The 15,511-nt window shown below is 39.0% G+C and carries 13 protein-coding genes; 9 read left to right on the forward strand and 4 right to left on the reverse strand.

The features are described from left to right. The first annotated feature begins 1 nt into the window (after position 1). From ED622_RS02690 to eutH, 3 genes are all read left to right on the forward strand, one after another. Positions 2-1,363 (forward strand): 4Fe-4S dicluster domain-containing protein, encoded by a 1,362-nt coding sequence (locus tag ED622_RS02690; RefSeq protein ID WP_122032417.1) that lies wholly within the window; start codon positions 2-4, stop codon positions 1,361-1,363. Between the two features lie 13 nt (positions 1,364-1,376). After that, positions 1,377-1,925 (forward strand): BMC domain-containing protein, encoded by a 549-nt coding sequence (locus ED622_RS02695; protein WP_122032418.1) that lies wholly within the window; start codon positions 1,377-1,379, stop codon positions 1,923-1,925. Between the two features lie 65 nt (positions 1,926-1,990). Continuing rightward, complete coding sequence (eutH, locus tag ED622_RS02700) at positions 1,991-3,109, forward strand: ethanolamine utilization protein EutH (RefSeq protein ID WP_122032419.1); 1,119 nt, start codon at positions 1,991-1,993, stop codon at positions 3,107-3,109. Positions 3,110-3,239: 130 nt separating this feature from the next. Here eutH and ED622_RS02705 read toward each other — a convergent pair whose 3' ends face one another. Continuing rightward, complete coding sequence (locus ED622_RS02705) at positions 3,240-3,959, reverse strand: SDR family oxidoreductase (RefSeq protein WP_122032420.1); 720 nt, start codon at positions 3,957-3,959, stop codon at positions 3,240-3,242. A 165-nt stretch (positions 3,960-4,124) separates the two neighbouring features. On the opposite strand from ED622_RS02705, the gene ED622_RS02710 reads away from it, so the two are divergent. Together ED622_RS02710 and ED622_RS02715 are read left to right on the forward strand one after the other, a co-directional pair. Further along, positions 4,125-5,015 carry a LysR family transcriptional regulator gene (locus tag ED622_RS02710; protein ID WP_162922431.1) on the forward strand — a complete coding sequence of 297 codons (891 nt, stop codon included), beginning with the start codon at positions 4,125-4,127 and terminating at the stop codon, positions 5,013-5,015. Between the two features lie 149 nt (positions 5,016-5,164). Beyond that, positions 5,165-6,466, forward strand: a complete 1,302-nt coding sequence (locus ED622_RS02715; protein ID WP_122032830.1) for a diguanylate cyclase domain-containing protein — start codon at positions 5,165-5,167, stop codon at positions 6,464-6,466. A 22-nt stretch (positions 6,467-6,488) separates the two neighbouring features. On the opposite strand, the gene ED622_RS02720 is transcribed toward ED622_RS02715, so the two are convergent. From ED622_RS02720 to ED622_RS02730, 3 genes are read right to left on the reverse strand one after another with little or no spacing between them, the layout of a single operon-like run. Further along, positions 6,489-8,426: a diguanylate cyclase domain-containing protein gene (locus ED622_RS02720; RefSeq protein WP_122032422.1), complete on the reverse strand. Its 1,938-nt coding sequence runs from the start codon at positions 8,424-8,426 to the stop codon at positions 6,489-6,491. Next, positions 8,423-9,004, reverse strand: a complete 582-nt coding sequence (locus ED622_RS02725; RefSeq protein ID WP_122032423.1) for a YfiR family protein — start codon at positions 9,002-9,004, stop codon at positions 8,423-8,425. Before ED622_RS02725 ends, ED622_RS02720 begins: the two co-directional genes overlap by 4 nt. A 2-nt stretch (positions 9,005-9,006) precedes the next feature. Then, entirely contained in the window at positions 9,007-11,190 is a 2,184-nt protein-coding gene (locus tag ED622_RS02730; RefSeq protein ID WP_122032424.1) for a TonB-dependent receptor plug domain-containing protein, read from the reverse strand. A 564-nt stretch (positions 11,191-11,754) separates the two neighbouring features. On the opposite strand from ED622_RS02730, the gene ED622_RS02735 reads away from it, so the two are divergent. The 4 genes from ED622_RS02735 to ED622_RS02750 are packed head-to-tail and all read left to right on the forward strand — an operon-like array spanning position 11,755 to position 15,508. Then, positions 11,755-12,198, forward strand: coding sequence for a PTS sugar transporter subunit IIA (locus ED622_RS02735; protein WP_122032425.1), 444 nt, complete (start codon positions 11,755-11,757; stop codon positions 12,196-12,198). A 13-nt stretch (positions 12,199-12,211) separates the two neighbouring features. After that, the gene (locus ED622_RS02740; protein ID WP_122032426.1) at positions 12,212-13,609 is read left to right on the forward strand and encodes a PTS mannitol transporter subunit IICB; all 1,398 of its coding nucleotides are present in this window, start codon (positions 12,212-12,214) and stop codon (positions 13,607-13,609) included. A 50-nt stretch (positions 13,610-13,659) separates the two neighbouring features. Further along, complete coding sequence (locus ED622_RS02745) at positions 13,660-14,931, forward strand: zinc-binding dehydrogenase (protein WP_122032427.1); 1,272 nt, start codon at positions 13,660-13,662, stop codon at positions 14,929-14,931. A gap of 58 nt (positions 14,932-14,989) precedes the next feature. Then, a complete protein-coding gene (locus ED622_RS02750) occupies positions 14,990-15,508 on the forward strand; it encodes an MltR family transcriptional regulator (RefSeq protein ID WP_122032428.1) in 519 nt (172 codons plus the stop codon). Positions 15,509-15,511: the final 3 nt, after the last annotated feature.

The raw sequence follows: 15,511 nt of genomic DNA on the forward strand, positions 1-15,511 counted from the left end.
GATGAATCCGTTGTTAAAACAGGTTCAAGACAGTGGTGTGATTGGCGCAGGTGGGGCAGGGTTCCCCACTTACGTTAAACTAGACTGTCAGGTGGATCTTATCTTAGCCAATGGCGCAGAGTGTGAACCATTATTATATAAAGATCAGGTTCTTATGCAGCGTTGGGCAAGAGATCTTTTTGGCGGAATGCTGCTTGCGATGAAAGAAGTCGGTGCAAGCCGTGGTGTGATAGGCATTAAAAAGAAAAACGCTGATACCATCGCTATTTTAGAAGCCTCATTACCAGAAACCATTGAGCTATGTTTGATGGAGGACGTATACCCTGCTGGTGATGAAGTTGAATTAGTTTATGAAGCGACAGGTAAGCGCATTCCATCAGGTGGTTTACCAAAAGATATTGGTGTCATGGTGAATAACATTGAATCCTTTATCAATGTATACCGTGCATCAAAAGGCATCGTCACAACTGAAACGATGATCACAGTACATGGAGAGGTATCAAAGCCTTACACTGCGTGGTTGCCTGTGGGTATGAGTTACCAAGAAGCGATTGATTTAGCGGGTGGGATCACTTGCCAAGATTACGTAATTGTAGAAGGTGGCCCCATGATGGGCTCTGTGACAGAAGATCTTTCCTTACCAATTACTAAGATTTCCAGTGGTTTACTAGTATTGCCAAAAAACAATCGAGTCGCTCGTATTAAATTACGCAGTGAACAGGATTTATTGCGTATTGGAAAAGCGGCGTGTGATCAATGTCGTTTGTGCAGTTCCATGTGTCCAAGAGGGTTACTCGGCTACCCCATTCAACCGCATTTGGCCATGCGTTCATTGCAAGTTTCTGGCGTGAATAACTTGCCTGATGCATTGGCGGCTCAAGCGTGCAGTGGGTGTAATTTATGTACGATGTGGTCATGCCCTGAGGGGTTAGATCCAAGTCGAGTCTGTGGCATAACTAAAAGAACCCTGCGAGATAATAATCAACTACAAACGCCAGCTCAATTACAAGCGAAAACGATAGATGTGCATCCATTAAGAGAGTATCGAGGCGTGCCAACTAAGCGCTTGGTTCGTCGCTTAGAGTTGACTGATTATATCTGTACAAAAGCGGAATTCATGGAGTTTGATGCCTTATTTAGTGCCGCTTTATCTCAAAACTCTAACTTCATGAAGCAGGTGTCTATTCCCTTATCTCAGCATATAGGTAAGCCAGCATTAGCAATGGTAAGCGTGGGTGATGAAGTTAAAAAGGGGCAAATGTTAGGACAAGCAGCACCAGATGGGTTAAGTGTTGCTGTGCACTCAAGTGTTAATGGAACTGTAGTTTCTGTTGGCAATAGTATTGTTATTGAACGAATTTAAGAAAGAGAATGTGATGTTAAATTCAATAGGTTGTATCGAATTAAATTCTATTGCTCGTGGTTTTTTAGTCTCTGATGCGATGCTAAAAGCAGCCAGTGTTGAGATTCTATTTAATCGCACTATTTGTCCTGGGAAATTCATGATCATGGTAGGGGGCGACGTGGCTGCGGTGAATGCTGCCGTTGAAACTGGACTTCGAATAGGTGGCGGAGAAGTGGTGGATGACTTGATCATTGCTAACGTTCATCCTGATGTTTTCCCTGCTATATCAGGTACTCGCATTGTTGAGCAAACCGGAGCGTTAGGAATTGTAGAGACTTTCTCTGTTGCTGCCATTGTTGAAGCAGCAGACGCCGCGGTAAAAGCAGCTAATGTTGAATTATTAGAAGTTCACATGGCAATGGCAATAGGTGGCAAAGGATTTGTAACGTTAACAGGAGATGTCGCGTCAGTGCAAGCCGCAGTCGATGCCGCAGCTGAGAGAATAAAAGGAAAAGGAGTGTTGGTGGATAAAGTAGTAATAGCCCAACCTTCTAAAGAAATATTGCAAGGTACGATTTAGTTTAATAGTGATTAACACTTTGAATATTCATCAGTGAGTGAATAGAATTTTAGGGAAAAAATATCATGAATGACATTATTATATACATTATGGTCGGCTTTATGGTTCTTGGTGCAGTGGATAAAGCACTTGGAAATAGGTGGGGGTACGGAGAGAAATTCGATGAAGGCTTTATGGCAATGGGGGCATTAGCCTTAGCCATGGTCGGTGTCGTGAGTTTAGCGCCTGTACTTGCAACCTTACTTAGTCCTGTTGTTGTGCCGTTATACACCGCTTTAGGTGCTGATCCTGCGATGTTTGCTGGTACTTTATTAGCAAATGACATGGGTGGTTACCCACTAGCGATGAGCATGGCTCAAACACCAGAAGCGGGTAACTTTGCTGGTCTTATTTTAGGCTCAATGATGGGACCAACGATTGTATTTACTATTCCTGTTGCTCTTGGGATCATCAATAAAGAAGATACCCCATTTTTAGCTCGTGGTGTGTTGATTGGTTTAACGACTATTCCAGTAGGTTGTTTGGTTGGTGGATTATTTGCGGGGTTCGATTTTGCAATGATCTTAGGTAACCTGATCCCTATCGTTATTGTGGCTGGTTTAATTGCTGTAGGTCTATGGCTTAAACCGGATGCTATGATCCGAGGTTTTGAGATCTTTGGTAAAGGCGTTATTGCCATTATCACATTAGCTTTAGCCGCAATTGTAGTTGAAACACTAACAGGTTTTGTCGTCATTCCAGGTATGGCTCCAATCTCTGATGGTATTGAAATTATCGGTGCCATTGCTATTGTACTTGCAGGTGCTTTCCCAATGGTTCACTTCATTACTAAGCACTTTAATAAGCCGTTAATTCAGCTTGGTCGTGCTATGGGCATGGGTGAAACCGCCGCGGCTGGTTTAGTGGCAACCCTCGCCAACAGTATCGCTATGTTTAATATCATGAAAGATATGGATGACCGTGGAAAAATCATTAACGTTGCCTTTGCGGTGTGTGCGTCTTTTGCTTTTGGGGATCATTTAGGTTTTACTGCAGCGGTAAACAGTGAGCTTATTTCTGCGGTAGTATTAGGTAAATTGGTCGGTGGTGTAACAGCACTCTTTATTGCGGTATACATTACTCGCAATATGAGCGTTGCAGACAAGCCAGATACAGAAGAAAAGGTTGAAGAAAAAGTAGCATAACGGTTTACTTATTTTGTTATTTTTACTATAAAAAAGCCAAGTTAGGAAACCCAATTATTAGGTTACCCAAGCTTGGCTTTTTTGTGTTTATTATTTACTACTTTTTATAGCATCAAGTAGTTAGTACCAACTATGGTTGCTGCTTTGTTGGAGCAAGTGCAATCTCACGGATACATACGTTTTGAGGTTGTTGGTAAGCAAAAGATACAGCGCGTGCGATATCGTCAGCAGCTAGTACGCCGCCCATGCTTTCTTTCCATTCGCCGTAACCGTCTTTGATCTCTTGAGAAGTTGTATGAGACAGAAGCTCAGTTTCAACTGCACCCGGTGCAATCGTAGTTACACGAACGTTTGATAAAGCCACTTCTTCACGTACATTTTCAGAGATAGCGTGAACCGCAAATTTAGTACCACAGTAAGCCGCATGGCTTGGGAATGTTTTCTTACCAGCGATAGAACTGATGTTGATGATAGTACCTGTGTTGCGCTCCATCATAGGCGCTAGAACCGCTTGCATACCATTTAGAAGGCCAATAACGTTTACATCAAACATGGTCTTCCACTCTTGTGCGTCTTGAGTGTCGATTTGACCAAGAAGCATAGCGCCTGCGTTGTTGATTAGTGCATCAACAGGGCCGAATTTTGCTTCACCTTGAGCGATTGCAGCATCAAAAGACGCTTTGTCTGTAACGTCTACTTTTACTGATAGAGAGTTTGGTAAGTTAAGCGCTTCAAGACGGTCAACACGACGAGCAAGAAGAAGCAGAGGATGGCCTTCATCGCTTAAACGACGTGCGATTGCTTCACCAATACCAGAACTTGCACCTGTAATAACAACTAATTTTTTCATCTTCTATTTCCTCAATAAATTCAATGAACAATCGAATGCAGAACCCTGCTTCGTTGCGATGGAGGTATATTACTGCGACTCGTATTGTTGATATATAGTCATTTACTTGAAACTCTGTTGCTGTACTGCAACAATAGGCCATCTTTACTTTATGATGCCTAAATTATGATTAATCATATTAACCTTACCGATATCCGATCTTTTGTTCTTATTGCTCGTTTAGGCAACTTTACTAAAGCGGCTGAAACCTTAGATGTTTCTCGTTCACATGTATCACGCCAAATAAGTAGCTTAGAAAAGCAAATGGGCGTGACCTTATTAATACGAACAACACGCACACTTCGTTTAACTGAGGCCGGTAAGCACTTTTATCATCAATGCGAGCAAGCCCTACATACTATAGATCAAGCGCTGTTATCTGCCGTCGATGATGTAGAAAAAGTACAAGGCGAGATAAAGATAAACTGTGTTGGTGGTTATTTAGGTGAGGTGTTTCTTGCGGAATTAGTAAATGATTTTATGCAGCAATACCCAGATGTTTCTGTCAGCTTAGATTTCAGCAGTAACCGTGTTGATTTAATCGAAGAAGAGTTTGATATTGCGTTTCGTATGGGCTCACTTGAAGACTCAGGTTTTATCGCTAAAAAACTGTTGAATATTGAAATGGGAACGCTAGCAAGTCCCTCTTATTTGGCTCAACATGGAAGGCCAACTCACCCAAAAGAGTTGAATCAACATTATTGTTTAACGGGTTCAGTACGAAAATGGCATTTTCAATCTCTTAATAGTAAAGAGCATTATGATGTTACGGTGAAGGGTAATTTACAGTGTAAAAATGGTCGAGTATTGGTCTCTGGTGCGTTAGCTGGCAATGGGATTATTCGTGTTCCACTGATTTATTGCCAGCAAGAGTTAGATGATAATAAGCTTGAGCAAGTATTTGAAGAGTGGGGAATTCCAAGTGTCGATTTCTCTGCTCTTTATCATCGTGACCGTTACCAGCCAAAACGATTAAGAACCTTCATTGAGTTTATCGCTAATGCTTGTCAATTCTAGGTGTTTTATTATTTGCTATTGATGGGTGAGATAACTGCACAATATTAATTAAAGTTGATATTGTGCACTTTATTAATAAAGAGTTTTGGCATTTTTTTTTATAACGCCTACTATTCACTATAATGAATAGTAGTAAGGTCATGGATGATATGAGTGTTCGATTAAAATTAGCGTTATATTTGTTGGTATTGTTCTCTGTATCTATTGCAAGTTCGATGTTGACCTTTAAGTTAGAAGCTTATAGCGATGAAAAGCTTGAGTGGGTTATTCATACCAATAATGTGATAACAAGTTCAGAAAAACTATTAAGTAGTCTTAAAGATGCCGAGACGGGCCAAAGAGGATTTTTATTAACTCATAATCTCAGTTACCTTAAGCCATATTATGTTGGGAAATCAGAAGCTAAAAATGTTTTAGACCGTTTATATCAGCTAACTAGTGATAATAAAGAACAGCAAAAAGCCCTTGATCATCTTTCCGGTGTAATGCAATTGAAATTTGATGAATTAAGATCAACCATTGAATTAGCTCAAAATAATCAACAGACTGAAGCGTTAGCCATTGTTAAAGAAGACAAAGGTAAAGTGTATATGGATGACTTAAGAAAAGACTTAACTCAATTCATAAATATTGAGTTGTTATTATTAGAAAAGCGTAAGGGTGATTATAAAGAGAACCGTAGCCAGCTAGTGACCTTCATCAAACTGCAAATGGTTTTTCTCGTCTTTTTAGCCATTGCAACGATCTTCTTTATGAAGCGAAATCTGTTCGACCCACTTCATCTATTACTCTCTAGTACTAAAAAAATGCAACAAGGTGAAAAATTAGATATTTCTGACATTGTTGAAAAAAATGAGATGGGCAATCTTTTATCTGCATTCTTTACCATGAATGAAATTGTTCATGAGAAAACAGAAACTCTGACTTATAAAGCACACCACGATGAATTGACTGGCCTTAAAAACCGCAGCATGGTGAATGATGATCTTGAGTATGCGCTTCAACATGCTAAACGTTCACACTCTAAAGTTGCAGTGTATTTTATTGATTTAAATAAGTTTAAAGAAATTAACGACACGCTAGGTCATGATGTTGGTGATGAAGTTTTGGTTAAAACATCGCAATTATTAACTAAAACAGTGCGCAAAAGAGATAATATTTATCGTTTAGGGGGAGATGAGTTTTTGATCATTGGTCAAGAAATCACTCAAAACTCAGGTATCAAAAGATTATCTTCAAAGTTGTTAGCGCAATTTAGTGTTCCTATGATGATAGGTACGGAACCGATGGATGTATCGCTAAGTATTGGGGTGGCGATTTATCCCGATCACGCTCAACAGGGGGAGGAGTTGATTAAGTATGCCGACATTGCCATGTACGAAGCTAAAAAAGACGAAGGCACGACATGTTGCGATTTCACTCCCTCTATGCTTAAAAGAGAGAGTGATTAAAGAATAAATTATATCGATACCATTAAGCGATATGGTATCGATTTTTTCCTGATACTTTTGCGCAATACATTGCTTTATCTGCCTTGTTGAGTGCGGCTTCGACACTTAAGTCTTCATCTGCTTTCCAATAATACACACCAATACTTGCTGAGATCATCGGCTCACAATGATTAATAATAATTGGTTGATTAATCGTATCTAAAATTCGATTTAGAACGGTATGTATATGGTTATGAGTTTTCTCTTCATCATTTTTTAAAGTAAATGCTAATAAAAATTCATCTCCAGCTAAACGAGCGACTAAATCTTCTTTTAATACACAATTTTTCAACCGTTGTGCAATTATCTTAAGTAGGTCATCACCACACTGGTGACCATAAGTATCATTCACGGCTTTAAAACCATCTAAATCAAGAAATAAAATATAAACCGATGTATTGTTTTGGTGGTATTTAAGTAAGCTTCTGTAAGCCTTCTGTCTATTGGCTAAATGCGTTAATGCGTCATGATTCGCTTCAAACTTTAATTGCTTTAATTTTACATCTTGTGTTTTATCACTAATGGAGACAACAAAAGACTCTATTTTGTTTTCACTATTTTTAATGATTTTAATGGTAATTAAGCAAGGCAGCCACTCTCCACAACTAGACACATCTGCTTTGATTTGAAAAGAACCACGAGTGAGTAATTGCTTTAATATGCGATAAGAAAACTCAAGAGGATTACGAATAATTAGTTGATTTAAATCATTAATGTCACCAAAATTGTGAATAAAGGAGGTATTCTTAGTTTCAACTGTCATATCTCGTAAAAGAACCACGACAGAGCTTGGGTTCTGATCAAAAATGGTCTCAGCTAATCGTTGACGTTGCTCTGCTGCATAGCGTGTAGTGATGTCTTCAATATGCAATAACGAGCTTTGTTCACCTGAAATTGGGTATGACGAAATTTGATAGCGTACACCAGTAATTTGATGGCGAATGATAACTGGGAGTAAGCGTTTATGGTGCTCAATATGATCGAGTAATTCTGTGATGCGTGCGTTTGGTTCAAATTCATATAGCATGCCATTAGGGGTGAAATTTCCATTGATATTATTACCTTGGCTTTTAATATCAGGAAAAAGTAAACAGGCAGCAGGGTTGAAATAGGTAATTTCTTGACTTGGCAAAATGACTAATAAACCTTGCTCAATAGAATCAAGAACTTGGTTAATATAGTGATTTCGATCCTCTAGTTTTTGGAATGCTTGAGTTAATAAGTCGTCTCGATGACTAAGATTATCGAGCATTTCATTAAAACAGTGAGTCACCATACCGAGTTCATCAGGGTGTAAAACATCAAGACGTCTAGTGGTTACGCCTTTCTTAATAACACTCTGCATTGAATGAAACAAAGACAATAAAGGCATGGCAATTAATTTGTGTAATCCATGGGCAAAAAAGAGTGCTAAGATAGACAGCATTATTGAAGTAACTAAGAAAATAACGATGATCTGATTACGCTGTTTAAACATATTATCTTTGGATGCCCATACCGTTAGATTTCCAAGATGTTCATTATCTAGTGTAATTGGATGGGTCACAGCAAAGAAAACAGAGTCAGAGCAATGAATGGCTTTACCTTTCCACTGACAGCTTTCTGGTAAATTATCCAGTTTTGCAAAAGGTTCATTATTTATATGTTCAACGTGAGCAGCAATGATTTCGGGGTCAAAAGAGAGGGCGTTCATTTGGTCTAACCCCGTTTCTTTATCATTAAAAATTAAAGCACCAGGTAGATTGCTCGCGATCCCTTGGGCAAGAATGGACGTTCTCGTATACAAATTCGTGCTATGAGTAACCCCAACAAAATGGGAAACACTGGCCCCAAGAATAAGGCTACTAAGTGTTAATAGCGTCCAAATTGGGTAAATGACTTTTTTACGCAAGGGTAATGCACTAAACCAATGATGAATCATAATGACTCCTTATTGATTGCTATTTCTGACACTGAAAGCAGCTGTGAACGAATTGATAGCCCAGTTGGCTTAATATTATTTAAACTGATCAAAGGTTTAATTCTGTTGTTTACTTTAATAAATGCAATCATCCCGCCAGATTGCACAAATGGCTTTCCGTCACCGATGAGCAGTGCGTGTGGTTGCGTCGTTTTTAATTGCTGAATGACATTAGAATTTTGAGTTGAAAGATAAATGATATGACAGTTTTCTTGCTCTAATTCTTTTATTGATGTGTAAGGGGTAAATACCGCTTGTGAAGGTCTTTTCTTAATAAGGGCTTGTAGTGAATGGCTAGTGTCTAGCTCTTTGTCAGAGCAAAAATTGAATTGCTTATTGGTTGGAGCAAACTCACCCCAAGTGGTTAAAAAGGCAAAACGAAAAAGATAGACCGCTTTTAGGTTGTGATCTTGAATGTTGTTATCATTTGCTTTTAGAGGAAACCCGATAAGTAAAAGAAACAGGCAGCCCATGATTTTACAACGTAAGCTGTAAAAAAAAGAGGTCACTGAACTTGCCTGTACTTTTGTATTTAGCATAGCTATATGAAGTTCCAGCTGATTTCAGCGTAGTATTGGGTACCATTAGCAAAGGAGCCAAATTGTTCAGGATATTCTTTTAGTTGATCGTTACCTAGGTTTTCTGCGCTCACTTTTATGCTTGGCCATGTCGGTTTGTGCTGCCAGTTAACCGACATATCAAGAGTGATTATCTCTGGCCACACTAAGTAATCATCACCATAGTCTTTATAGGCAGCAATGAGCGCGTCATCAGGTTCTGATGCTGAAGTATAGTTAACAACAGATGATACCCAAACGGTTGGATGGATATCCCACATAATATGCAAAGTAGCGTAATGGTTTGGGGTATTTTCTAGATCTAAAATAGGTAATTCATTTGAGCCACAAATAGACCCAGTACAACCCCCTTTAATGGTTTTGTAGCTGTAATTAGCATTAACTTGCAGTACATCAGTAGGTTTCCACTGAGCACTGATTTCGCCACCCAAAGTTTCTTGAGATAGAGGGTCGATAAGCTGAGCAAACATATCATCAATGATGGTGCCACTAGAGTGCTCTGAGCTGTCGGGAGTAAAGTATCGATTACCTCCTAATCCTTTATAAGCACGAACATTGTCATGTTGGCTGTAGAAGAGGCTCACACTTAACTGAAACTGGTTATCTTGCCAATAGCGATAACCTAGCTCATAAGTGTCGATAGATTCTAGTTTTAGATCGCGATTACCAAGGTAGTGATATGACATCATGTAGTCATAGTAATTCAAACTGCCATCAGGGTTGATGGTATAAGCACAGCTACTGCAATAACTGTTTTCTTGAAACTGAGTATCTAACTCTAAGCGAGAAGGCGTAATCACTGCGCGACCCCAACCCATCCATAGACGTTGATTATCCGTTAATTTTTGCAGTGCACGCACTTGTGGTTGTGAATACCACTCTTCAGTAATGTTTGCATATTGAATGCGATTACCAAGAGTAACTTCTGTACTGTCAGTTACGTTAATGCTCCAGTTTGTGTAGATACCATAACTTTGGTTTAAGAACTCATGATCTTCGATTGTGCGTACATAAGGTGAAAAATATTGCTCTTCTTGAGAGAAGGTAGCGTATTCTTCATCAATAATTCGAGCGTTAATACCTAGAGTTAAAATGCCCCATTCTTGAGTATTAAAGGTATAGCGACTATCGAGATCCAAACGAGTAAAACTGGCGGGTTCATTGGTACCGTCTGATTCACTATGAGTTAACCAAACTTGATTTTCCCATTGGTCGCCATCCAACTTTTCGTGCAAATATTGAAAGCCAGCAAACAGTTCTTGAGAGTTCATTTCTGTAAAGAAAGCGTCGTAATCATTTTGATGTGATGCTGGGTCTAAAAAGGCGGGTGTGTATTGCAACCATTGGTAGTCTTCACGAGAGCTGCTCCCACCAAATTGCATTGAAACGGTATTTTGTTGGTTTTGATAATCAGCTCGCATACCAAAACGTTCGGTTAATACTTTTAAATGGCGAAGCTCTTCAAAGTGAGGGTCTTCATCAGTAAATGGTGAATGTTGTAATGACTCTATATAACCAGACAAATGGGTATATTCATTGAGTTGACCACTATGATGAGCTTTAAACTCTTTATAATCATAATTACCGGCAGCGGCACTCACTTGTGCTTTTGGAGCGTCTTCTGCATCTTTAGTGATGATGTTTATTACGCCGTTAACCGCGTTTCCTCCCCAGAGGGTACCGACTGAACCTAATACCACTTCAATACGGTCAATATTATCTAGGCTTACGGGCAAAGTATCCCAATTTACACCAGAGTACATCGGATTAATGGCACTTCTTCCGTCAATCATTACTAGTAATGTATTGTTTTCTCCTTGGTTTTTACTACGAGCAGAGACTGTCCAGTCATAATCTGAAAATTTAGCGACATGAAGGCCCGGAGCAAGAATAAGGACATCAGCAATCGAGCGTGCACTAGAGCGTTCAATTTCTTTTGAGGTAATAACATGCACAGAAGCTGGAACATCCGATAAGCTTAAGGAGGTTTTGGTTGCAGTAACGACTTTTGTTTCAGCCAATGAATCGAGAGGCATATTTAACAGTGCATCAAGCTCATCAAACTCTTGCTCTATGTTTGCAATTGCGGGAAAAGACATAAAGACACATACAGCATATAGGAGTGATGCTCTAGGACGAATTAACATAATATCTAACACACTACATATGGAGAATGAATGAACGGTACTAAGTAAATACCTATTTTGTATATTTTGATTCAATTCTTAGATTTAAGATAACACTAGGAAACATATTTACGACTTAACTCTATATTCGTGTAATTTATTTCATCTCATTGCAGTATTGTGATGCCGAATGCTTAGGTAAGAAAATAACATTATTGGCTAGTAAAAGAAGAATGGTGATTTCGATCACTTAAGATATGAAAGGGAATTCGTATTTAGCAGAAATAAAAGAAGTTATTTATCACATATTTTGAAGTGTCAATCACCTAAGTGTGATTAATGTCTTAATTTAAAATTTAAAAGAAAATTACTGAAACGTGTTCCTTGTCTTACTTTCTCTATTGCTATGTAGTTAAAACAAAATTTGTTCTTATATTACTTTCTATATTTGAGGTAGTGGTTCTTTATATTAGCTTGACTGAATGAAAAGTGTGGCTTATTTCACAATATTCAGTCTATTGCTGAAATACCTCATTTATATTGATAATAACAACATCAAATACAAACCAAGAAGAAGGCTTGCTCATGCTATACGATTTAATTGATCATGATTTAATTGATGTTGTTAATCATAATATTGATGCGTGGGAAGACGCAGTAAAAACCACAACACGTTATTTAGAACAAAAAGGATACGTTACGGCAAGTTATGCTGATGCCATTATTCAATCCACATATGATAATGGTCCATATTACGTACTTTGTCCAGGTATTGCCATGCCTCATGCTCGTCCTGAAACTGGAGTATTAAAAACAGGATTAGGTATTCATATATTCCCATCAGGCATTGAATTTGGCTCAGATCTTGGTCCTGCCAATATATTACTTACCTTAGCCGCAAAAGATTCAGATACCCATATTGAAGTTATTCAAGCATTGAGTGAAATGCTAGTAGATGAAGAGAACATTGCCAAATTAACCGCAGCTACTTCAAAAAAAGAAGTGCTCGATATTATTAAAGCATATTAAGAAAGGATATCTCATGAACGCTAGAGCAAAAGTACAGGCCTTCGGGGGTCATTTGACCGCGATGGTACTGCCAAATATAGGGGCCTTTATTGCATGGGGCTTTATTACTGCGTTATTTATTCCAACGGGTTGGATGCCAAATGAACAGTTTGGTGAAATTGTTGGACCTATGATTACTTATTTATTGCCACTACTTATCGGCTATACCGGTGGTCAGCTAGTCGGTGATAAGCGTGGTGCTGTTGCTGGTGCTATCGGTACAATGGGTGTCATCGTGGGTGCTGATATTCCTATGTTCGTTGGTGCAATGATCATGGGGCCTGTGAGTGCGTGGGCGATTGTTCAGTTTGATAAACGAGTTGAACATAAAATTCCATCAGGTTTTGAGATGGTAGTGAATAATTTCTCGCTTGGCATTATCGGTATGATCTGCTGTTTGATTGCGTATGAAATTGTTGGCCCAGCGGTCACTGCCGCTAACTTGTTTGTAAAATCAGGTATCGAAGCATTAGTAGCAACAGGTTTTCTTCCTTTACTTGCGGTAATTAATGAGCCTGCAAAAGTTCTCTTTTTAAACAACGCTATCGATCAAGGTATTTATTACCCACTTGGCTTACAAGCGGCCGCTGAAACTGGTAAATCCATCTTTTTCATGGTGGCATCTAACCCAGGGCCGGGTCTAGGTATGTTGCTGGCTTATGCGAAATTTGGTCAAGGGTTAAGTAAACGATCTGCACCAAGTGCCATTATCATTCACTTCTTTGGCGGTATTCATGAATTGTATTTCCCATACGTTCTTATGAAGCCAGTAATGATTGTTGCCATGATTGCAGGTGCGGCAACAGGTATTGCAACATTCAACCTACTTGATGCTGGTTTAGTTGCTGGTCCTAGTCCGGGCTCTATTTTCTCTTATTTAGCTTTAACACCAAAAGGCAGCTTCATGGCTATGCTTGCGGGTGTTGCAAGTGCCACAGTTGTTTCTTTCCTTGTAGCAAGCGCAATTCTTAAAGTGAGTAAGAAAGAACAATTAGAAGAAGAGTTTGAACAATCTGTTATCGATATGAAAGAAATGAAAGCTGAAGGTAAAGCACAGCCTCAAGCATCAGTAGAAAAAACGGATGCGCTACCAATTAAATTTGTCGCTTTTGCTTGTGACGCAGGAATGGGTTCAAGTGCAATGGGAGCGTCAACCTTTAAGCGAAAACTGATTAAAGCAGGTTATGACGTAGAGGTTAAAAACTTCGCGATAGAAAAAGTACCAAGTGATGCGGATGTTGTGGTGACCCATGAAAGCCTAGAAGAACGTGCAATTAAAGCGACGGGCTTACCTGTAATTACAATTACTAACTTCCTTAATGACCCTGCGCTTAATGAGTTACTCAGTACTATTGAGACCCAACAGGCCTAACGATATTTATTTCTGGGGGATCGTATATCTCCCAAGTAGGAGAAAAAATTATGGTACAAACAACAGCTGCGGTTATTTGTGGTGAGAAAGACATCCAATTAAGAACATTTGAATTACCGTCAATTTCTGCCGACGAATTACTGGTCAAAAATATTTCAAACAGCGTATGTTTATCAACATATAAAGCGGCATTACTTGGTAGTCAACATAAGCGAGTACCAGAAAATATTGATGAAGTTCCTGTTATCACAGGTCATGAATATGCAGGAATAATTGTTGAAGTTGGTGATAATTTAAAAGATCAATTTAAAGCGGGTGATTCTTTTGTACTTCAACCAGCAATGGGTTTACCAACAGGTTATTCTGCGGGTTATAGTTATGAAACTTTTGGTGGAAATGCAACGTATTCTATCATTCCTAAAATTGCTATCGATTTAGGCTGTGTATTGCCTTATGACGGTTCATATTACGCCGATGCTTCTTTGGCTGAGCCAATGTCATGCATTATTGGTGCTTTCCATGCAAGTTATCACACCACGCAGTTTGTGTATGAGCATCATATGGGTATCAAGGAAGGGGGAACGCTGGCGTTACTTGCTTGTGCGGGGCCTATGGGGATAGGTGCGATTGATTATGCGATTAATGGGTCAGTAAAACCAAGACGAATTGTGGTTACGGATATTGATGAAGATCGCTTATCCCGTGCTGAAAGTTTGATCCCTGTTAGTGCAGCAAAAGCACAAGGTATTGAACTGGTTTATGTCAACACGATAGAGATGGAAGATCCGGTTACTTATCTTAAATCCCTGAACGATGATCAAGGGTATGATGATGTAATGGTATATGCTGCGGTTGCACAAGTGTTAGAGCAAGCCGATGCCCTTTTAGGTAACGATGGTTGTTTAAATTTCTTTGCAGGACCTACGGATAAAGAGTTTAAAGTGCCATTTAATTTCTATAACGTGCACTATGAATCAACGCATATTGTGGGAACATCAGGCGGTTCTACAGGTGATATGGTGGAGTCTTTAGAATTATCAGCTAAAGGTAATATTAACCCTTCGTTCATGATTACTCATGTTGGAGGCTTACAAGCTACGCCCCATACCATTTTAAATCAGTTGGATATTCCAGGTGGTAAAAAGCTGATTTATCCACATATTGATTTACCACTAACAGCCATTGATAATTTTGCTTCACTTGCAGATCAAGACTCATTTTTTGCTGAGTTGGATGTGATTTTAGCGAAGAATAATTATGTGTGGGATCAACATGCAGAAAAAGCATTACTAGAGTTCTACGACGTGAGCTTAAGCGTTTAATTCTATTAACTTTATGTGGTAGCCTCTAGGGGTTACCACATACAGAGAGGTTTAAGCCTTGTCACAAAAAGTTGAATTGTTAGAAGCACTAGATGATTGTGAGGATGCGACCTCTTTTCTTGTGCTGTCTAATCAATTAGTTAATCTCAAATTAAAAGCATTACTCCCTAAAGTCTTTGTTCAAGATGAATTGGTTAGGGAGCATGCGGTCGAGCCACTTTTAAAAGAAGATGGTCCGCTTGTGACAACTGATGTGGTATCTAAATTAGTCTTGGCGATGGGAAAAATCTCAATACAAACTTATGCAGACATAGGCTTGTATGCACAAGTTTTAGAGTATGCACAGAGTCAGCCTAATCACGTATCATTTGGTGATGATATGATTTATGACTTCATTAGTAATCAAGCGGTATTATCAACACAGCAAGACAGCTTTTATCTTGAGTCAATCAATCAGTTAAAGTTTTCTTCTTTTGAAGTCTTTTCTCAAATGAGATATGAATCTCTAATAAAAACCGTTCTCAAGCTTTCTTGTGAAATGTTATTAGAAAAAATTGAAGAGGAAATCACTCAATAAGGT

It is taken from the genome of Aliivibrio sp. EL58 (assembly GCF_900312675.1).
GTDB lineage: Bacteria > Pseudomonadota > Gammaproteobacteria > Enterobacterales > Vibrionaceae > Aliivibrio.